This is a genomic window from Bradyrhizobium sp. GCM10028915, from assembly GCF_042666195.1.
GTDB classification, from domain to species: Bacteria; Pseudomonadota; Alphaproteobacteria; order Rhizobiales; family Xanthobacteraceae; genus Bradyrhizobium; species Bradyrhizobium canariense_D.
The window spans coordinates 123,694-142,237 of the sequence record NZ_JBHTFN010000044.1 but is presented as its reverse complement, the minus strand read 5'-3'; the positions used below and the strand labels follow the sequence as shown (position 1 = coordinate 142,237).

Sequence of the window (18,544 nt, the reverse complement as noted above, 5' to 3'; positions counted from 1 at the left end):
GCGAGGCCTTCGGTTCACGTCAACGCGGTCTTGCCATGCCCTTGCAATCCAGACTTGTCGCCTTAGCAGCCGCTCTCCTGGTGTCGGCGGGTGCCGCGCATGCCCAGCAAGGCGCCAAGAAGAACGCAGCTCCGTCTGCCCCGGCGGCACAGCCCGCACCGGCTCCGACGCAGCCGCAGGCTGACGGCGCTGCGGCGCAGCAGCCCGGCTGGGTCGTGCGCTGCACCAGCGTCAGCCGCGACGCACCGCTCGAATGCGCGATGGAGCAGAACGCGGTGCTGACCAAGACCGGCCAGACCATCGTTCTGATCAACATCCGCATCGCGCCCGACACCCGCACACCGGTGGCGCTGCTGCAATTGCCGCTTGGCCTCAACCTTCCCATCGGCGCCAAGCTCCAGGTTGACGAGGGCAAGACGGTCGATCTCCAGATCCAGACCTGCGAGAACCGCGGCTGCTACGCCTCCTCGCCGATCGCGCCGGACCTGCTTGCGACTTTGCGGTCGGGCAAGCAGCTCAAGGTCTCCTTCCAGAACATGGCGAAGGAAACGATCGCGATCCCGATGCCGCTCGGCGATTTCGCGGCGGCCTACGACAAGATCAAGTAGCGACGCCTCGCCGTTACTGTTGCATATCCATACTGCAGCCCAACGCCCCCGATACCGGGCGCCTCCAGGCGGAAATCGGTCAGTCCACGCCCAGATAAGCCTTCTGCACCTGCGGATCCTCCGCGAGCGCCGCCGCCGTGCCTGATAGCACGCTCTTGCCGACCTGGAGCACCGTGGCGAAATCCGAGACCTCCAGTGCGAGCTCGATCGACTGCTCGGCGAGCAGAATGGTCAGGCCCTCGCGATGCAGGCGGCCGAAGGTCTCGTACATGGACTCGACCACCGCCGGCGCGAGACCGAGCGAAGGTTCATCCAACATCAACAGCTTCGGGTCGCTCATCAGCGCGCGCCCGACCGCGAGCATCTGCCGTTCGCCACCGGACATGGTGCCGGCACGCTGGTTGCGGCGTTCCTTGAGGCGCGGAAAGATCTCGTAGACACGTTCGAGCAGCGTGGCCTGGCGCGACTTGTCGTGCAACGGCGTAGCGCCAAGCATGAGGTTGTTCTCGACGCTCTGCTGCACGAACAGGCGCCAGCCTTCCGGCGACAGCGCCAGCCCCTTGCGCACGATCGCAAACGCCTTCTCGCCGGCGATGTCCTCGCCGCGAAAGCGCATCGATCCGGAATGCACCGGAATGAGGCCGGCGATGGCGTTCAGCGTCGTGGTCTTGCCGCCGCCATTGGAGCCGAGTAGCGCGACCACGCTGCCTTCGGGAACCTCCAGCGAGACGTCGGACACGCCGATGAGATCGCCGTAGCGCACCTCGAGGTGCTCGATCCGCAGCAACGGCCCGTTCATAGGTCCGGCCCGCCCATCAGTTCGACCGGCGTGTGGCCGGCGGCTGCCTTCGCTGCGCGCTTGCCGAGATAGGCCTCGATCACCGCCGGGTTGGATGTGACCTCGCGCGGCGAGCCGCGGGCGATCTCTTTGCCTTGGTGGAACACCATCACGCGGCTGGCGAGCGACATGATCACTTCCATGATGTGCTCGACGATCACGAGGGTGATGCCGGAACGGTGAATGTCGCGCACGAGGTCGATGGCGAGCCTCACCTCATGGGCGTTGAGGCCGGCCATGGCTTCGTCCAGCAGAAGCACCTTCGGCTCGGTCGCCAGCGCTCGCGCGATCTCCAGCCGCTTGCGGCCCGGCGTGCCGAGCGAACGCGCCGGCGCATCCGCAAGCCTGATCATGCCGACGCGCTCAAGCACCGCGCGCGCTTTGGTCTCGGCGTCCTTGCGATGCGAGGTGCGCAGGAACGCGCCGATCATGACGTTCTCCAGCACCGTCATGCCCTCAAAGGTCTGCGGCACCTGGAAGGTACGGGCGAGCCCAAGCCCGGCGCGCAGCTCCGGCGTGAAGTCGGTGATGTCGCGCCCCTCGAACAGAACACGGCCCGAGGTGGTCTTGAGATCGCCAGTCAGGCAATTGAAGAAGGTGGACTTGCCCGCACCATTCGGGCCGATCAGGCCGAGGATGTCGCCTTGCTCCAAGGTCACGGAGGCATCGTCCACCGCCTTGAAGCTGCCGAACGCCTTTGTAATTTCGCGTGCCTCAAGGAGCATGGCCAGCTCCCGTGTCCTTCGTCGGCTTGCTGCGCCGAGTGAACAGGCTGAGTAGACCGCCAGGCTGGAAACGCGCGATCACCACAATGATCGCGCCATAGAGCACGAAGGTGAGCCCGGCGCCCTTGCCGCCGAGCCAGCTGTTCGAGATCTCCTCCAGCGGCACCAGGATCGCGGCACCGACCAGGGGCCCGAACAACAGCCCTGCCCCGCCCAGCGCGGCCATGATCAGGATTTTCACCGAAATCAGGATGCCGAACCCGGACTCGGGATCGACGAAGCCGAACATCATGGCATAGAGCGCGCCGGCGACGCTCGTCAGCGCCGCACTCAGCATGTAGGCGTAGAGCTTGGTGCGGCTGGCGGGTGCGCCGAGCGAGCGCGCCGCGCGCTCGGAGTCCTTGATCGCGCGCAGGTAAAATCCCATGCGGCTGCTGGTCATCCACCAGGTGATCAACAGCGTGATCACGAGGATTGCGAGGAAGAGATAATAATACGGCAACGACGACAGGAACGAGAGATCGAAGATGTTGCGCGGCACGGTCGGCCCGGAGAGCCCGACGGCCGCACCCAGCCAGTCGGTGTTGGTCACGATCAGCCGCATCGTCTCGGCGACCGCGATGGTCGCCATGCTGAAATAATGGCCCGACAACCGCAGCGTCGGCACGCCGATGATCGCGGCCAGGCCCACAGCGAGCACGATCCCGCCAGGGATGCCGAACAGGGGCGACAGGCCGAACTTTGCGTAGGATCCCATCGCGGCATAAGCACCGCAGCCGAAGAACACGACGTGGCCGACCGAGACCTGGCCGGCATAGCCGCCGGCGATATTCCACGCAGACGCTGCAATCGCATAGAGCAGCACCAGCGCGCCCAGACGCTGCTGGAACGGCGAGGACAGCAGCAGCGGATAGCAGATCGCGAACGCTGCGACGGCCGAGAGCCAGATCAAGCGCCGCATCACAGCTTTCTCATCAGGTCTTGCCCATCAGGCCCTGCGGCCGGAACCAGAGGAAGAGCAGGAACAGGACATAGACGACGATGTCCTTGTAGATCGCGCCGATCAGATAGCCCGACAGTGACTCGATCACGCCGATCAGCAGGCCCGCGACGAGGGCGCCCGGCACACTGCCAAAACCGCCGAGCGACACCGTGACGAAGGCGACAATGCCGAGCGTCTCGCCGACGGTCGGCACGATGTAGAAGAAGTTCGCAATCAGCGCGCCGGCAAGCCCGGTGGCACCGGCCGCAATCGCCCAGGCGATCGCCTGCATGGTGTCGGGACGGATGCCCATGAGCTGGGCCGCGGTTTGATCCTCCGCCACCGCCAGCATCTTCGAGCCGAGCGAGGTCCGCGTCAGCAGCAGATGCAGCCCGAGGGTAACGAGCAGCGCAACCACGCCGGCAAGCAGCCGCGAGGCCTCGATGCGCAGGCCCGCGAACGCATAGGTGCCGCCCACGATGTTCGGAGGCATCGACAGGAAGTTGGCCCCGAACCACCAGAACACGGAATAACGCAGCAATAGCGCAAGCCCGAACGTGCCGAGGATCTGCGCCAGCATCGGTCCCTTCATGATATCGCGGATCAGGGCGAAATAGACCACGACACCGACGGTCGCGAGCACCAGCGTTGCCAGCGGCGCGCCGAGGATCGGCCCTCCTCCCAACAGCGTGTAGACGACATAGGCGACGTACATGCCGAGCATGACGAAATCGCCATGCGCGAAATTGACGATGTTCATCATGCCCCACACCAGCGTGAGGCCTGAGGAAAACAGGGCATAGACAGCGCCAAGCAGAAGTCCGCCGACGATCACCTGCACGAGGACAAAGGACATGAGCCAGCGTTGCTCTGATCAAATCATTTCGGGAATGGCGGGGCGCGCAGCCCCGCCTTCAAATCTCACCAACCCTTGTAGGGCAGCACCGGCGCCTTCGCAGCGTTAGCCTTCGGCCACACCGCGGTGTAGTTCTCGCCGTCCTGGAGCTGGATGATGAGCCCGGAGGCGAGGATATTCTGGCCCTTGTCGTCAAACTTCACGCCCTTGTAGCCCATCATCAATTGCTCGGGCTTCAGATCGGTCGCCTTCAACGCGGCCTGGATCTTCGCCGGGTCGGTTGAGCCGGCGCGGTCGATCGCGTCGGCCAGCACGAAGAAGCCCTGCATCTGACGGCCAACGGTGTCGTCCATCTCCTCGCCGCTCTTCTTCTTGTACATGTCGGCGATAATGGCCGATGGTGAGCCGGTCGGCCCTACCGACCATGACGAACGGTTGAAGACGCCTTGCGATATCTTTCCGACCGCCTTGATGAAGGAGGGATCGGAATAGCCTGCGTCGTCGGCCAAAAGCACGGCCGGCTTGTAGTCGAGCGACTGCATGGTCTTGGCGAACAGGATCGCATCCGACGTGTAGCTGATCATGATGATCACGTCGGGCTTCTTGTCCTTGAGCTGGAGCACCTGTCCCTGCACGTCGGTCGCGTTGACGGGATAAGCGACGTCAACTGCGATGGCCTGCCCCTTCTCCTTGAAGGCGGCGCTGATCGTGTTGGCGACCGAGGTGCCGTATTCGGTGTTGTCGTGAACCAGCGCGATTGCATCGGTCTTGGCGCCCTGCGCCTTGATGTCGGCGAGGAAATCGACATAGGCCTTGGCGAAGTCGGTGGCGATCGGCGTGGTGCGGAAGAACCATTTGAAGCCGCGCTCGGTGAGATTGGCGGCGACCGACTCGGAGTTCAGAAAGGGAATGCCGTATTTTTCGGCGATGGCGCTCGAGGTCAGCGTGACGCCGGACTGATACGAGCCGAACACGGCGGCTACCTTGTCTTCCGTGATCAGGCGCAGCGCCTGGTTCTGGCCTGTCGCCGGGTTGCCCTGGTTGTCGGCGAACACGATCTCGATCTTGGCGCCGCCGAGGCCCGCAAGGCCTGCGTTCTTGGCCAGCGGCAGAGTGCCGAGCTCGGGATGAGCGTTGTTGATGATGTCCATTGCGACCTCGAGCGCCGCCTTGGCGTGCGCCCCGATCGAGGCGGTGCCGCCGGACATCGGCAGGATCGCGCCGATCTTGACGACCTTGTCCTGGGCCTGCGCGGCTGAAGCGAGCGCAAGGGACATCGCGGCCGCGCAAAGCAGCCCGGTGACGTGCTTCAATCTCATGAAATCAAACCTCCCAAGGGTTTCCCCAACCAGTTTTTTTGGAAGCTCGGCTAAGCGCCCGCTTCCGGTTGTTTATGCCTGGCGATGAGAGGATGGCATGCTGGCCCCGTACCGGCAAGTAAAACGGCTTGCCACGACGCTGCATGGACAAGCACCGACGTGTGGGCCGGGTCAGCGCCGTTACCCCATCACGTCGCTCGCCCGCAGCAGCGTCGTGAAGCCGCCGTAGATCATGCGCTTGCCGTCGAACGGCATACCATCCAACTTCAGCCGCGGGTCCGCCATCACCTTCTTGTTGACGGTGTCGCGAGTCTCCCGGTCGCGATAGACGATCCAGGCGAACACCACGATCTCGTCCTCCTTCGCCATCACCGCGCGCGGAAACGAAGTCAGCTCGCCGTAGGGCACGTCGTCGCCGATGCATTCGACATAATCGAGCGCACCGTGCTCCATCCAGATCGCGCAGGCCGTTTTCGCCAGCGCCCTGTAAGCCTCGATGTTGTCCTTCGGCACGGCCAGCACGAAACCATCGACATAGGGCATCACGGATCTCCTTGGGTTGTGTGTCCGAAGGACGATGCGGTGCGTGACGATCCGACCCGGAAACGTGATTTTCGGATGAGGCAAACGGTCGCGCACCGCCGCGGCGCTCCGCCGGAGCCCACGATGCCGCGGCCCGCACGTCCCATGTGGACCGCAAAACATCCCTGCGTCGCAGCGCTTGCCAGCCCACAGCCGAGCGGGTAGAAACCCTCCACGCTTGAGCCGTGATTTGCGCGATAAGTGCCATCGGCCACAGCCGGACAAATCAACAAGTCATTGAATTTGTTCGGCTATTCCGTTGGGGAATGGTGTAACGGTAGCACAACAGACTCTGACTCTGTTTGTCTAGGTTCGAATCCTAGTTCCCCAGCCACCGCAGGTTAAGCAGCTCACAAACAGACCGTCAGAGATTGCGCTCTCTTTGAGCGGTGCCGCTAAATCACGACGCGATCGAAGTCGGCGGCGATCCGCGTGTTTGGAAAAATCGCTGTCGCTTCGGCCAGAATCTCTTCGTCGCGATAACGCCCCGACATGTGATTCAGCACGAGTTGCCTGACGTTGTTCGCGGCGGCAAATGAAGCCGCCTCGCGCGCGGTGAGATGACCATAGTCCCGGGCGGTCGCGGCGTCGCGATCGAGGAAGGTCGCCTCGATCACCAGCAGATCGGCGTCGGCGACATGCCTGGACAGCCCGTCAGTGGTTTCGGTGTCGCCGATGACCACAATCTTCCTGCCGCCGCTCGGCGGCCCCATGACGTCTTCGGGATAGATCGTGCGGCCGGCGATCACGACTGGTCGTGCCGCGGCCAGTTCTCCGCGCAGCGGCCCATCGGGAACACCGAGCTCGGCGAGGCGCTCCCGCTCAAGATGGCGGCGTGCCGGACTCTGGAAGCAAAAACCAAAGCTGTCGGTGTCGCGGTGACGAACCGGAAAGCAATCGATGGTGAAGTCGCCGGCGTCGATAACCTGTCCTTCGGTCAGCGGTGCGAACTCCACCGGGATCGGCGCCCTGCCCGCGCCCCACAGGCCGGCAAGCATGCGGATGACGATGTCGAGCGTGCCCTGGCCTCCATAGACGGTCATCGCGTCCGATTGCTGACGCAACCCCAGCGTCGAGAAGAGACCGGGGATACCGAGCACGTGATCGAGATGGGCATGCGTCAGCAGAATGCGGTCAAGCCGTCGAAAGCCCGCGCCGCTGCGCAGCAACTGGCGCTGCGTGCCCTCGCCGCAATCGATGAGGACGCGCTTGCCCGTGGCCTCCACCAGGAGAGCCGGATGGTTGCGCTCCGCCGACGGAACGCTGGCGGAGGTCCCAAGGAATGTCAGGGCGAACATGGTCGTCAGTATCCAGGCTTCGCCGCCCCCAATGCCACGTGAGTAGCAGCCCGTACAGAGCCCTCGATCGCGCATAGACCGCGGCAAGCAGTGGGTATCCCGCGATCTGATGGCCAGGCGCCGCCTCCGGCCCCCGACCGGCGGACAGATCTGGTTCCCGTTGCGTGGCCTCCTCATACCATCCGCCAAATTGCATGCTCGATACTCGGATCGATTTGCAGCCGAGCGACATCGACGCGGCGATGCAAGACAATGGAGATCGTGATGCCGCCCGGATTGACCGCCACTGACTGGGACTACGGCTCGATCAGCACATTGCTGAGCGCCCTGCACGCGCGCAAGCTTTCTGCGTCCGAGTTGATCGAGCATACGATCGCGCGCATCGAGGCGCTGGACGGGCAGATCAATGCCGTCATCGTTCGCGATTTCGATCGCGCACGAGACGCCGCGCGCGCCGCCGATACCGCACTTGGTCGCGGCGAGCGGCAGCCATTGCTCGGCATCCCCGTGACGTTGAAAGAACCGTTCAACGTCGCCGGCCTGCCGACGACGTGGGGCTTTCCGCATTTCAAAGATTTCCAACCCGCGGAGGACGCCCTTGTCGTCTCGCGGTTGAAGGCGGCGGGTGCTGTCATCATCGGCAAGACCAATATCCCGATCGGCCTCAGAGATTTCCAGAGCTACAATGACATCTACGGTACGACGAACAATCCGTGGGATCTCGGCCGATCGCCCGGCGGCTCTTCAGGCGGATCAGGAGCGGCGCTGGCTGCGGGATTCGGACCGCTGTCGATCGGCTCGGATATTGGCGGCTCGATCCGGGTGCCCGCGCATTTCTGCGGTGTGTTCGGACACAAGCCGAGCCTCGGCCTCGTCCCGCTACGCGGATACAGCCTTCCGCCGGCACCGCCCGTTGCCGGCCAGGGTGATCTCGCCGTCGTTGGACCAATGACGCGCACTGCCTCGGATCTCGCACTCGCGCTCGACGTGATCGCCGGCCCCGACGAGACGCGCGACGGGATCGGCTATCGTCTTGCGTTGCCGGCCTCACGACACGACCAGCTCAGGGGTTTCAGGATTCTCGTGATCGATACGCATCCGTTGATGCCGACAGGCGATGCCGTGCGTTCCGCCATCGGGCGGTTGTCGGAACGGCTCGAACGATCAGGCGCACGCGTCGCGCGCTCGAGTGCGTCTCTGCCCGATCTCGCCGAATCCGCCCGCCTTTACATGAAGCTGTTGAACGCAGCGCGAAGTCCACGCCTGACACCGGCCGCCCTCGCAGAGGCGCAAGGAGTTGCCGCAGAACTCTCGCCCGACGACCGCAGCCTGCAGGCCGAGCGCGCGCGCGGCTGGGCGATGGTCCATCGCGAATGGCTGGCGACCGACGCGGCGCGCCTGCGGCTGCAACAACGATGGCAGGAGCTGTTCCGCGAGTTCGACGCAGTAATCTACCCGGCCGCCGCCGTACCGGCCTTTCCCCAGGACCAGTCCGAGCCGTTCGACGCGCGGCAACTCGATATCGATGGACAGCTCTATCCCTATGCCGATGCGTGCTTCATCTGGGCAGACCCCGCTTCGACCTGCGGACTGCCTGCAACGGCCGTTCCGATCGAGCGCACTCCATCGGGCCTGCCGATCGGCGTCCAGATCATCGGGCCTTATCTCGAGGACCGCACACCGATTGCGCTCGCCGGACTGATCGAACGCGCGTTCGGCGGCTTCGTCCCGCCGCCGTCGCTGTCTGCCACGCAATCGGTGAGATGATAGAGGCGAAGACGACAACGCTCGTCATGTTCTTGCAGTCGACTGCGCCTCGACCGCCTGCACCGCCACGCTCGCGACCTGCTGCAATGCCTCGCGGTCGGAGCCTGAGGACGCCATCACGCCCATGCCGACCGAGACGGCCGAAACGTAGCGCGCGAGTGCCGCGGGATCCGAGGTCGGCTTGAGATCGCCTTCGGCCTTGGCGCGAACAAAACGATCGCGAAGCTGGTCCTCGTTCTGGGCGCGCCGAGCGGCGAGTTCGAAGGGGACGCTTTCTGATCCGGTGCCGCATGCAATGCCGCCCTGCACGAGCAGGCAACCGGGCGGGTTGGCGGGATCGGTCTGCTTGTCGGCGATGCCCATCAGCATCCGTTCGGCGACGTCGCGGGCGGTGGGTGCCGCCACGACCTCGTCCATCCAGACGGTGCGCAGTTTGGTATAGCGGTCGAGCGCGGCCTTCAGCAGCCCTTCCTTGTTGCCGAAACAGGCATAGAGGCTGGGCGGATTGATCCCCATGGCTTCGGTCAACTGAGCGATCGTGGCACCCTCATAGCCATGGCGCCAAAACACTTCCATCGCCTGATCCAACGCCGTTTCGGCGTCGAATTCGCGGGGGCGTCCCATGCCCATTTGCCTGTTCTCCTCGAAATCGGCGTCGTCCCTGACCCTAACGTCGGATCCTATCTCTTTGTTCTCGCTTTATTTTCTGTTCCACTTGCCAATACTTGCGGTAAGCGGCTACAATTTTCTTAGCGAATGGTACATAAGTATCTTGCGCTGCGGTATCCAGCTCCACATCTGTAGTGAACACTACATATATGGAGCGCAAATGCCCCCCTCCCACAATACCACTCGCCCCGGCCATGTCCGCCGCCTTCTGAGCGGCGTCGCCATCGTGGGCGCTCTCGCCGTAGCCGGCTCGATCGCGACCGGCCATTACTTTCGTGCCGCGCAGGCGACCGCGACCGCCGCGGCCGAGCAAGCCGTCCCTGTCACGGTCGCGCTGATCGAACCAAAGCAGACCGTGCTGTGGGACGATTTCTCCGGTCGGCTCGAGGCCATTCAACGCGTCGAGCTTCGCCCGCGCGTGGCCGGCGCGATCCTGTCGGCCAACTTCATCGAAGGCGCGCTGGTGAAGGCTGGTGACATCCTGTTCAAGATCGACCCGGCGCCCTACGCAGCCGAGGTCGACAAGGCCGCGGCCCAGCTCGAAGCTGCGAAAGCGCGCGTCGTGTTCACGCAGAATGAACTTGAGCGCGGCGCGCAGCTGGTCGGCAACGCCGTGGTGACGCGGCGCGACTACGACCAGCGCGACAACGCCAACCGCGAGGCCATCGCCAACGTGAAGGCAGCCGAGGCGACGCTCCAGACCGCAAAGCTTAATCTCGACTACACCGAGGTACGTGCACCCGTGGACGGCCGCGTCGGCAAGATCGAAATCACCGTCGGCAATCTCGTCGCCGCCGGTACCGCCTCCCCCGTGCTGACCTCGCTGGTCTCGGTCAATCCGATCTACGCGTCGTTCGATGCGGATGAGGAGGTGGTGCTGCGGGCGCTGAACTCGATCGCAGATGTCTCCGGCAAGCGCGGCAATTTGGACCAGATCCCGGTGGAGATGACGACCTCAGGCGGCCTCTCGGCCAAGGGCCACATCCAGCTCATCGACAACCAGGTCAACGGCCAGAGCGGCACCATCCGTGTCCGCGCGGTGTTCAGAAACGAGGACGGGCGTCTCATCCCCGGCCAGTTCGCCCGCGTGCGCATGGGCCAGCCCAAGCAGCAATCGCTGGTCATGATCGACGAGCGCGCGATCGGTACCGACCAGGACAAGAAGTTCGTGATGGCGGTCGGCGACGACAGCCGCGCGGTCTACCGGCCGATCACCCTCGGCGGCTCGGTCGACGGGTTGCGTATCGTGACGACGGGACTGAAGACCGGCGATCGCATTATCGTCAACGGCCTCCAGCGCGTGCGTCCCGGCGCCCTGCTCAAGACGGAGATCGCGTCGATGGGCGCGCGCGGGCCGCAGCAGGCCTCCAACCACAGCAAACAGGACGTGGTGCAACGCTAGCATTCTCCGCTTCCGGAGCGCGCGGGCAGCGCGAGCCGGAATGTCGAATTTGTTGAACTACCAAGACATCACTTCTGGATTTCCGGATTTGCGGGCTTTTCCCGCGCCCGGGAATGGCGGGAGGGTCGTCTCTCGCGCAGGGGCAAAGCCATGAATCTCTCGAAGTTCTTCATCGATCGTCCGATTTTTGCCGGTGTGCTCTCGGTCCTGATCTTCCTCGCCGGCCTGATCTCGCTGTTCGCGATGCCGATCTCGGAATATCCCGATGTCGTGCCGCCCTCCGTCCTCGTGCGCGCGACCTATCCCGGGGCCAATCCCAAGGTGATCGCCGAGACGGTGGCGACTCCCATCGAAGAGCAGATCAACGGCGTCGAAGGCATGCTGTACATGTCAAGCCAGGCGACCACCGATGGCGCGATGACGCTGACGGTGACATTCCGGCTCGGCACCGATCCTGACAAGGCGACGCAGCTGGTGCAGAACCGTGTGCAGCAGGCCGAGCCGCGCCTGCCCGCCGTGGTGCGGCAGCTCGGCATCATCACCAAGAAGTCGTCGCCCGACCTCACTATGGTCGTGCATCTGTTGTCGCCCACCGGCCGCTACGACATGACGTATTTGCGCAATTACGCCGTGCTCAATGTCAAGGACCGTCTTGCACGGATCGACGGCGTCGGCGACGTCCAGCTCTATGGCGCCGGCGACTATTCGATGCGGGTCTGGGTCGATCCGCAGAAGGCTGCCGAACACGGGCTCACCGCAAGCGACATCGTCAAGGCGATCCAGGCGCAGAACGTCGAGGCCGCTGCCGGCGTGGTCGGCTCCTCCCCGAATGTCAAGGGCATCGACCTGCAGCTGTCCGTCAACGCGGAAGGGCGGCTTGCGAACGAAGAGCAATTCGGCGACATCGTGGTCAAGACCGGTACGCGTGGCGAAGTCGTGCGCTTGCGCGACGTCGCCCGCATCGAGCTCGGCGCGTCCGAATACGGCCTGCGCTCGCTACTCGACAACAAGCAGGCAGTGGCGATTCCGATCTTCCAGGCGCCCGGCTCCAACGCGCTGGAGATCTCCGATCATGTCCGTGCCACCATGGCCGAGATCAAGAAGAATATGCCGGAAGGCGTGTCCTACCAGATCGTTTACGATCCCACCCAGTTCGTGCGCTCCTCGATCGAGGCCGTCATTCACACGCTGCTGGAGGCGATCGCGCTGGTGGTGCTGGTGGTGATCCTGTTCCTGCAGACCTGGCGCGCCTCGATCATTCCGCTGCTGGCGGTGCCCGTGTCGATCGTCGGCACATTCGCGGTCATGCACGTGTTCGGCTTCTCGATCAACGCGCTCAGCCTGTTCGGGCTCGTGCTCGCAATCGGCATCGTCGTCGACGACGCCATCGTCGTAGTCGAGAACGTCGAACGCAACATCGAGGGAGGGCTGTCGCCGCGCGACGCCACCTACCAGGCGATGCGCGAAGTGTCGGGGCCGATCATCGCGATTGCGATGGTGCTGATCGCGGTGTTCGTGCCGCTCGCCTTCATCTCCGGCCTCACCGGGCAGTTCTACAAGCAGTTCGCGCTGACGATCGCGATCTCGACCGTGATCTCCGCCATCAATTCGCTGACGCTGTCGCCTGCGTTGTCGGCGCTGCTGCTCAAGGGACACAATGAGCCGAAGGACCGGCTGACGATCATCATGGAAAAGGGCCTTGGCTGGTTCTTCCGTGGCTTCAACAAGGTGTTCACACGCTCGTCGGAGAATTACAGCGGCACCGTCACCAAGGTGATATCAGGCAAGGCCGCAGTGATGGGACTGTATGTGGTGTTGGTCGGCGTGACCGCGCTTCTGTTCCAGCAGGTGCCGAGCGGCTTCGTGCCGGGCCAGGACAAACAGTATCTGGTCGGTTTCTCGCGGCTGCCCGACGGCGCAGCGCTCGATCGCACTGAAGAGGTGATCCGCAAGATGAGCGACATCGCGCTGACCCAGCCAGGTGTCGAGAGTTCGGTCGCCTTTCCGGGCCTGTCGATCGCCGGCTTCACCAACTCCTCCAATGCCGGCATCGTGTTCTCCACGCTCAAGCCGTTCGACGAGCGCAAGGATCCTTCTCTCAGCGGCCCCGCGCTGGCGGCCGAGCTGAACAAGAAATATGCCGGCATCCAGGAAGCCTTCATCGCCATGTTCCCGCCGCCGCCGGTCAACGGCCTTGGCACCATCGGCGGCTTCAAGCTGCAGATCGAGGACCGTGCCGGTCTCGGCTATGAGGCGCTGAACGAGGCGACCAAGGCGTTCATGGCGGCGATGCAGAAGGCGCCGGAGATCGCCGGCGTGTTCTCGAGCTTCCAGGTCAACGTGCCCCAGCTGTTCGCCGACATCGACCGCACCAAGGCGCTCCAATTGGGCGTGCCCGTGACGGAGGTGTTCAACACGCTGCAGATTTACCTGGGCTCCTACTACGTCAACGACTTCAACAAGTTTGGCCGCACCTATTCGGTCCGGGTGCAGGCCGACGCGCCGTTCCGCGCCCGCGCCGACGACATCCGGCAGTTGAAGGTGCGCTCGTCCTCGGGCGACATGGTGCCGCTCTCGGCGCTCTTGAGCGTTCGCCAGAGCGCGGGACCCGAGCGGGCGATCCGCTACAACGGCTTCCTGTCCTCCGATATCAACGCGGCGGCTGCTCCCGGCTTCTCCTCGGGACAGGCGCAGGAGGTCGCGACGCGGATCGCGGCGGAGACGCTGCCGCCCGGCTTTGCCTTCGAATGGACCGACCTGACCTATCAGGAGTTCATCGCCGGCAATTCCGGACTGTGGGTGTTTCCGCTGGCGATCCTCCTGGTGTTCCTGGTGCTGGCCGCGCTCTATGAGAGCCTGACCTTGCCGCTCTCGATCATCATGATCGTGCCGATGGGTCTGCTGGCTGCTATGTTCGGTGTCTGGATCTCCAAGGGCGACAACAACGTCTTCACCCAGATCGGCTTGATCGTGCTGGTGGGACTCTCGGCCAAGAACGCGATCCTGATCGTCGAATTCGCGCGCGAGCTCGAATTCGCAGGCCGCACCCCGATCCGGGCCGCAATCGAGGCGAGCCGGCTGCGGTTGCGCCCGATCCTGATGACGTCGATGGCGTTCATCATGGGCGTGCTGCCGCTGGTGCTCTCGACCGGGGCCGGCTCGGAGATGCGGCGCGCCATGGGCGTCGCCGTGTTCTCCGGCATGATCGGCGTCACCGTATTCGGCCTGTTCCTGACGCCGGTGTTCTATGTGCTGCTGCGGACCGTCACTGGCATGAAGCCGCTGACGCATCACGGCAGCGACACCAGCGCGGCGCCGGTGCAACCCGTCGGGCACTAGATCAGGGAAATCCCCGACAGCAACAACAAAACGAGCACGGTCTTGCGAAAGACCGTCTCGTTGACCCTGTGGAACGCGATCACGCCCAGCGCGGAGCCTGCGAACAGCGCCGGCAGGCTAACCGCGAGATCGACGAAGACCTTTGACGACAGATCCTGATGTCCGAACAGCAGCGCGATCGCGAACAGCTGCATCGCGGCGATGAACGGCTGCACCAGGCCGCGCTGCTCGCTCTTGGGCATGCCGCGCATGTCGCACCAGATCGTCGGGATCGCGCCCGGCATCGCGGTCAGTCCGCCGACCAGTCCTCCACCGAACCCGATCAACGCGACCCAGTGCCGCCCGACCGCCTCGCCGGCCGTCACCAGCGTCGGCCGCAGCAGCATGTAGGCCGCATAGAGCGCAACGATAATGCCGAAGCCGCGCCGGAGCAGATGCGTATCGGTGCTCTGGAGCAGCGACACCGCGATGGGAACGCCGATCAAGCCGCCGACGATCAGCAGCAGACTGCCTTCCCAGCGGATATTGCGCCGAAGCGACCACAGATTGGTGGCCTGCACGCCGATGCTGCACGCCATCATCAGCGGTACGGCTTCGAGCGGCTGAAACACCCGGAGCAGGATGGCGCCCGCTACCGCGGAAAAGGCAAATCCCGAGAGTCCGGAGACAAAGGCGCCGGCGAACACGGCAACGCTGAGCAGCATCAGAGTCGTGACATCAGGCACAATTTGCCCTCCGATCAATCGTAGGGAATTTGCGAGACGGGGACATCGGCGCTCTCGGTGAAAACGGCCGGCACGAGTGGAACCGACGGCTGCGCGTAAGCATGAGATCGCTCCAGCATCGCGAGGCCGACCAGTTCGAGAGCGACGAGCGCTGCCGTCAGCGCGATTGCGACGATGCTGGCGTTACGCACGTTCGAATTTGGGGTGGTCGCTCGTGCGCTCGCGCGGATCAACTCCGTTGGCATTTTCAAAGATATCCTCTTCACGGGAAACGGGAATAATTTCATTCAAACACGGCGCTTCGTGCGGCTGGTCCAGCAGGTGGCGATAGCGCCGCAACACGCGCTCCGCGTCGATTTCCCGCTGCGCGCGGAGTACCGCGCCCATGCGGGCGACGATATCGCGGAATCTTCCTGTCAGAACTGGTGACGCCGTCCGCATGACAATCTCCTCTCAACCTGCACGAGAGATTGACGGAATTCGTTTCCGCTCGCAGTGAGTTGCTTCACAAAAATGTCTGGTAGGTCGAACGACAGATCGTGTGACGTCTAGTAGAAGACAACGCGGAAAATCGCGTCATTCGATCGAACGACGTGCGATAACTTTCTAATGATGCTTGTGATTGAACCTATTGCGAGCTACGGCGACTCGCCTGCGTTTTTGAACGCGTCTCAGTGCACGAGCGGATTGGAAAATCCAGCTGCGAGCTTGACGAGATCGGCCTGACGAGAAACGCCGGTCTTGGCGAACACGCGATGCAGATGCGTCTTCACCGTCGTCTCGGCGATACCGAGCGCAACCGCCGTCTCCGGCACGCCGCCGACATCGACGATTGACTGCAAGACCCTCAGTTCGGCAGGCGTGAGCTCGAAGGTGCGGTCAATGAGCCCGGCACACGAGCGGCCGTCGAGTTCCGCTTTCCAGATGAACAGGGCTCCCACTGCCGAACTGCGCTCGGCCACCCCGTCGCGCAGCAATGATGGCAGCGCGATGATTTGCGCGACGTAGTAGGAACCGTCATGCGACATCAACGGAATTTTCCGTCCCGAAGATGCCGCCAACGCGACCTCGCTGGTGTCACGGAAAATATCGCGCAAGGCTGAATTAGCAGCGGAAGATCTTGCCACCAACCTGCCCGAGACAGACCGCAGGACATCGTCGACGTCTAGGATCATCGCCGCGGCCGGATTGCTGTGGATGATATGACAGGTCGAATCGAGCAGGATGACACCGGCATTCAGTCGGTCCACGACGTCGGCAAGCGCGACCGCGCGCTGCTGCTTCCGCTCGATCGCCCGGTTGATCAACAGCGCCCGGCTCGCATGCGGAGCCAGGAACTGCATTCGCGCCCGCTGTTCCGCGCCGAGCATCTCCCTGCCCGGGATCACGGTCATTAGCATCGGACACGGCGACTTCGACTGCTCCAGCACCACGTTGGCGACGTCGACGCAGCCCTGGGGGCGCAGCCATTCCTGGTAGAAGCGGCCGCGGCGGTATTCGTCGAAATCCACGAGATCAGGGATATTGCGCACCTCGCCATAGCGCGGAAGCCGAGCAAGCGGGTCGTATCGGGAGTAGGTCTCCGCATAGAGCTGAATGTAGTACGGATCGACCCCGCAATAATAATGCGTCGCGCCTGATTTGCTGACCGGGTCCTTCGAAATCAGACCACAGGCTTGGCTGCCAATGAAGGCATTGAGTTTGACAACGACCTCGCTCCACAACTCCGGGTGGAGACCCGCGTCATAGATAGTCTCGATCAACTCGGACGGTTTTGGAGGTCGGGGCATCGGAAGAGCCAATGGTGACACATGGAGATGGCGAAATGTTCTTCATGCCTGGCGGCTTCCGTGAGTCTTTCGCGGGAGCGAAAGGTTCAATCGTGAAGGCAAAATTCAACAGTCTAATTCACAAGCGGATTGGAGAATCCTGCCGCGAGCTTAACGAGATCGGCCTGACGCGAAACGCCCGTCTTGGCGAACACGCGATGCAGATGCGTCTTCGCCGTCGTTTCCGCGATACCAAGCGCGACCGCCGTCTCCGGGACGCCGCCAACCTCGACGATCGACAGGAACACGCGCAGCTCGGCCGGCGTAAGGTCGAATGTCCGCGCGATCAATTCGCCATAGGACTGTCCGCCGAGCGATACCTTACACAGCAGCAGCGCACCGACGGCATCGACCACCCGCTCGCTGCCGTCCCGCAGGACGGACGACAGCGGCAGGATGTGCGCGACGTAGCGCTCGCCCGAAGGCGAAAGCAGCGAAAACGCGTGCCCCTTTGCGGCAAGCAGCGCAATTTCATGGCGGGTCGCGAACGCTTCCCACAGTGTCTGATTGGCCTCCGCACTGCTGGTCACCAATTGCCCGGCAACGGACCGAACCAGATCGTCGGCCGCAAGCAAGGCGTGCCCTGCGGAATTCGCGTGCACCACCCGGCAGAAGCCATCGAGCAGGAAGATGCCACAGGCCAAATTGTCCAGGACCTCCGCCAACGCCGTCGCCAGCGTCAGTTGCGAGGTCATGGCGCGGTTGATCAGCAACGCTCGGCTGGCGTGCGGCAAGATCAGCGAGAGGCGCTGCTTCATCACCGGATCCACCATCCGGCGGCCCGACAGCACCGTCATCATCACGGGGCAGCTCGCATTCGAATTCTCGAGCACGACGTTAGCCGCATCGCTGCAACCCTGCGGCCGCATCCATTCCTGGTAAAAGCGTCCTCGCCGATATTCATCGAAATTGACGAGATCCGGGATGCTGACGATCTGGCCATGCGGCGGCAGGACCGTCAGCGGATCGAACTTCGAATGCGTCTCGGAATAGAGCCGGATGTAGTGCGGGTCCGCCCCGCAATAATAGTGCGTGACGCCGAATTTGCTGATCGAGTCCTTGGAAAACAGCCCGCAGGCCTGGCCGCCGACGAAGTCGCGGATGCCGGTGACGACGTTATTCCACAGCGAGGGATCGAGCCCGGCATCGTAGATGGCCTCGACCAGGTCGGGCAGTTTCCGTGGTCCGTGCATGGCTATAAATGGCCTGGGTGATCAATATCACCAAGCATACCACAACCACAGCATGCGGCATCCTCCGATCGGATGAGGCGTCGGCCGGTAACGAGCGGATATTCGTTTCGGGTGCTACTGATGCAGAGTCGCGATACCGCACCGGGATGCTCACATCTCGTCCCAGCCGACCTTCTCCAGATTCTCCGACCAGACCGCGGCGCGATAGATCTCGCGCCCGTCGGCGTTTCTGACCCGGATGCAGGCATCGCGGTCGCGCAAATCGTCGCGCCAGACGAACAGGTGGCTTGCCATCTCGTTGGCCACCACGAATGTCGCTTCGGGGCATTCGAACACCATGCCGCCCGGATCGATCTTCACGATATTGCCGATCATAAGATCAAAGAAAAAACGGCGCATGCAACACTCCAAC

18 protein-coding genes and 1 tRNA gene are annotated in these 18,544 nt (G+C 63.4%); 5 read left to right on the top strand and 14 right to left on the bottom strand.

Translation table 11 applies throughout. The features are described from left to right. The first annotated feature begins 35 nt into the window (after window positions 1-35). Window positions 36-608 (top strand): invasion associated locus B family protein, encoded by a 573-nt coding sequence (locus tag ACFQX9_RS20730; protein ID WP_085385622.1) that lies wholly within the window; start codon window positions 36-38, stop codon window positions 606-608. 79 nt (window positions 609-687) lie between these two features. On the opposite strand, the gene ACFQX9_RS20725 is transcribed toward ACFQX9_RS20730, so the two are convergent. The 6 genes from ACFQX9_RS20725 to ACFQX9_RS20700 form a co-directional block, all read right to left on the bottom strand. Continuing rightward, window positions 688-1,407 (bottom strand): ABC transporter ATP-binding protein, encoded by a 720-nt coding sequence (locus ACFQX9_RS20725; protein ID WP_377790280.1) that lies wholly within the window; start codon window positions 1,405-1,407, stop codon window positions 688-690. Next, complete coding sequence (locus ACFQX9_RS20720) at window positions 1,404-2,171, bottom strand: ABC transporter ATP-binding protein (protein ID WP_247398213.1); 768 nt, start codon at window positions 2,169-2,171, stop codon at window positions 1,404-1,406. The genes ACFQX9_RS20725 and ACFQX9_RS20720 overlap by 4 nt, the downstream gene beginning before the upstream one ends. Continuing rightward, on the bottom strand, window positions 2,161-3,132 hold the full coding sequence (locus tag ACFQX9_RS20715) for a branched-chain amino acid ABC transporter permease (RefSeq protein WP_377790278.1): 972 nt from the start codon (window positions 3,130-3,132) through the stop codon (window positions 2,161-2,163). Before ACFQX9_RS20715 ends, ACFQX9_RS20720 begins: the two co-directional genes overlap by 11 nt. Window positions 3,133-3,145: 13 nt before the next feature. Then, entirely contained in the window at window positions 3,146-4,009 is an 864-nt protein-coding gene (locus ACFQX9_RS20710; RefSeq protein WP_377790276.1) for a branched-chain amino acid ABC transporter permease, read from the bottom strand. Window positions 4,010-4,074: 65 nt separating this feature from the next. Continuing rightward, window positions 4,075-5,328, bottom strand: a complete 1,254-nt coding sequence (locus tag ACFQX9_RS20705; protein WP_377790274.1) for an ABC transporter substrate-binding protein — start codon at window positions 5,326-5,328, stop codon at window positions 4,075-4,077. A gap of 180 nt (window positions 5,329-5,508) precedes the next feature. Continuing rightward, the gene (locus ACFQX9_RS20700) at window positions 5,509-5,871 is read right to left on the bottom strand and encodes a DUF1428 domain-containing protein (protein WP_377790272.1); all 363 of its coding nucleotides are present in this window, start codon (window positions 5,869-5,871) and stop codon (window positions 5,509-5,511) included. 299 nt (window positions 5,872-6,170) lie between these two features. Here ACFQX9_RS20700 and ACFQX9_RS20695 point away from each other — a divergent pair. Then, a tRNA-Gln gene (locus tag ACFQX9_RS20695) sits at window positions 6,171-6,244 on the top strand. A 61-nt stretch (window positions 6,245-6,305) separates the two neighbouring features. Here the strand turns inward: ACFQX9_RS20695 and rnz are convergent. Beyond that, window positions 6,306-7,208 carry a ribonuclease Z gene (rnz, locus tag ACFQX9_RS20690; protein ID WP_085352786.1) on the bottom strand — a complete coding sequence of 301 codons (903 nt, stop codon included), beginning with the start codon at window positions 7,206-7,208 and terminating at the stop codon, window positions 6,306-6,308. Between the two features lie 264 nt (window positions 7,209-7,472). Between rnz and ACFQX9_RS20685 the strand changes: the two genes are divergently transcribed. Then, on the top strand, window positions 7,473-8,975 hold the full coding sequence (locus ACFQX9_RS20685; protein ID WP_247409060.1) for an amidase: 1,503 nt from the start codon (window positions 7,473-7,475) through the stop codon (window positions 8,973-8,975). Between the two features lie 24 nt (window positions 8,976-8,999). On the opposite strand, the gene ACFQX9_RS20680 is transcribed toward ACFQX9_RS20685, so the two are convergent. Further along, on the bottom strand, window positions 9,000-9,605 hold the full coding sequence (locus ACFQX9_RS20680) for a TetR/AcrR family transcriptional regulator (protein ID WP_018459270.1): 606 nt from the start codon (window positions 9,603-9,605) through the stop codon (window positions 9,000-9,002). Between the two features lie 199 nt (window positions 9,606-9,804). Between ACFQX9_RS20680 and ACFQX9_RS20675 the strand changes: the two genes are divergently transcribed. Both ACFQX9_RS20675 and ACFQX9_RS20670 read left to right on the top strand, forming a co-directional pair. Further along, a complete protein-coding gene (locus ACFQX9_RS20675) occupies window positions 9,805-11,046 on the top strand; it encodes an efflux RND transporter periplasmic adaptor subunit (protein WP_377790269.1) in 1,242 nt (413 codons plus the stop codon). Between the two features lie 150 nt (window positions 11,047-11,196). After that, on the top strand, window positions 11,197-14,385 hold the full coding sequence (locus ACFQX9_RS20670; protein WP_018459272.1) for an efflux RND transporter permease subunit: 3,189 nt from the start codon (window positions 11,197-11,199) through the stop codon (window positions 14,383-14,385). Here ACFQX9_RS20670 and ACFQX9_RS20665 read toward each other — a convergent pair. The 6 genes from ACFQX9_RS20665 to ACFQX9_RS20640 all read right to left on the bottom strand — a co-directional run bounded on the left by ACFQX9_RS20665 (window position 14,382) and on the right by ACFQX9_RS20640 (window position 18,531). After that, on the bottom strand, window positions 14,382-15,110 hold the full coding sequence (locus ACFQX9_RS20665) for a sulfite exporter TauE/SafE family protein (protein ID WP_085352782.1): 729 nt from the start codon (window positions 15,108-15,110) through the stop codon (window positions 14,382-14,384). The two genes, ACFQX9_RS20670 and ACFQX9_RS20665, sit on opposite strands and share 4 nt — an antisense overlap. A gap of 14 nt (window positions 15,111-15,124) precedes the next feature. Next, a complete protein-coding gene (locus tag ACFQX9_RS20660; protein ID WP_377790266.1) occupies window positions 15,125-15,301 on the bottom strand; it encodes a hypothetical protein in 177 nt (58 codons plus the stop codon). Further along, a complete protein-coding gene (locus ACFQX9_RS20655) occupies window positions 15,294-15,551 on the bottom strand; it encodes a hypothetical protein (protein ID WP_085352780.1) in 258 nt (85 codons plus the stop codon). Before ACFQX9_RS20655 ends, ACFQX9_RS20660 begins: the two co-directional genes overlap by 8 nt. Window positions 15,552-15,781: 230 nt before the next feature. Continuing rightward, window positions 15,782-16,900: a helix-turn-helix transcriptional regulator gene (locus ACFQX9_RS20650; protein WP_026233770.1), complete on the bottom strand. Its 1,119-nt coding sequence runs from the start codon at window positions 16,898-16,900 to the stop codon at window positions 15,782-15,784. 113 nt (window positions 16,901-17,013) lie between these two features. Beyond that, window positions 17,014-18,132 carry a helix-turn-helix transcriptional regulator gene (locus tag ACFQX9_RS20645; protein ID WP_377790264.1) on the bottom strand — a complete coding sequence of 373 codons (1,119 nt, stop codon included), beginning with the start codon at window positions 18,130-18,132 and terminating at the stop codon, window positions 17,014-17,016. A 150-nt stretch (window positions 18,133-18,282) separates the two neighbouring features. Further along, window positions 18,283-18,531: a DUF6894 family protein gene (locus ACFQX9_RS20640; RefSeq protein ID WP_204510928.1), complete on the bottom strand. Its 249-nt coding sequence runs from the start codon at window positions 18,529-18,531 to the stop codon at window positions 18,283-18,285. Window positions 18,532-18,544: the final 13 nt, after the last annotated feature.

What these genes read in the sequence shown, in the direction of transcription:
- ACFQX9_RS20730 (WP_085385622.1), top strand. Translation starts at nt 36, where the DNA reads ATGCCCTTGCAATCCAGACTTGTCGCCTTAGCAGCCGCTCTCCTGGTG.
- ACFQX9_RS20725 (WP_377790280.1), bottom strand. Translation starts at nt 1,407, where the DNA reads ATGAACGGGCCGTTGCTGCGGATCGAGCACCTCGAGGTGCGCTACGGC.
- ACFQX9_RS20720 (WP_247398213.1), bottom strand. Translation starts at nt 2,171, where the DNA reads ATGCTCCTTGAGGCACGCGAAATTACAAAGGCGTTCGGCAGCTTCAAG.
- ACFQX9_RS20715 (WP_377790278.1), bottom strand. Translation starts at nt 3,132, where the DNA reads ATGCGGCGCTTGATCTGGCTCTCGGCCGTCGCAGCGTTCGCGATCTGC.
- ACFQX9_RS20710 (WP_377790276.1), bottom strand. Translation starts at nt 4,009, where the DNA reads ATGTCCTTTGTCCTCGTGCAGGTGATCGTCGGCGGACTTCTGCTTGGC.
- ACFQX9_RS20705 (WP_377790274.1), bottom strand. Translation starts at nt 5,328, where the DNA reads ATGAGATTGAAGCACGTCACCGGGCTGCTTTGCGCGGCCGCGATGTCC.
- ACFQX9_RS20700 (WP_377790272.1), bottom strand. Translation starts at nt 5,871, where the DNA reads ATGCCCTATGTCGATGGTTTCGTGCTGGCCGTGCCGAAGGACAACATC.
- rnz (WP_085352786.1), bottom strand. Translation starts at nt 7,208, where the DNA reads ATGTTCGCCCTGACATTCCTTGGGACCTCCGCCAGCGTTCCGTCGGCG.
- ACFQX9_RS20685 (WP_247409060.1), top strand. Translation starts at nt 7,473, where the DNA reads ATGCCGCCCGGATTGACCGCCACTGACTGGGACTACGGCTCGATCAGC.
- ACFQX9_RS20680 (WP_018459270.1), bottom strand. Translation starts at nt 9,605, where the DNA reads ATGGGCATGGGACGCCCCCGCGAATTCGACGCCGAAACGGCGTTGGAT.
- ACFQX9_RS20675 (WP_377790269.1), top strand. Translation starts at nt 9,805, where the DNA reads ATGCCCCCCTCCCACAATACCACTCGCCCCGGCCATGTCCGCCGCCTT.
- ACFQX9_RS20670 (WP_018459272.1), top strand. Translation starts at nt 11,197, where the DNA reads ATGAATCTCTCGAAGTTCTTCATCGATCGTCCGATTTTTGCCGGTGTG.
- ACFQX9_RS20655 (WP_085352780.1), bottom strand. Translation starts at nt 15,551, where the DNA reads ATGCGGACGGCGTCACCAGTTCTGACAGGAAGATTCCGCGATATCGTC.
- ACFQX9_RS20650 (WP_026233770.1), bottom strand. Translation starts at nt 16,900, where the DNA reads ATGCCCCGACCTCCAAAACCGTCCGAGTTGATCGAGACTATCTATGAC.
- ACFQX9_RS20645 (WP_377790264.1), bottom strand. Translation starts at nt 18,132, where the DNA reads ATGCACGGACCACGGAAACTGCCCGACCTGGTCGAGGCCATCTACGAT.
- ACFQX9_RS20640 (WP_204510928.1), bottom strand. Translation starts at nt 18,531, where the DNA reads ATGCGCCGTTTTTTCTTTGATCTTATGATCGGCAATATCGTGAAGATC.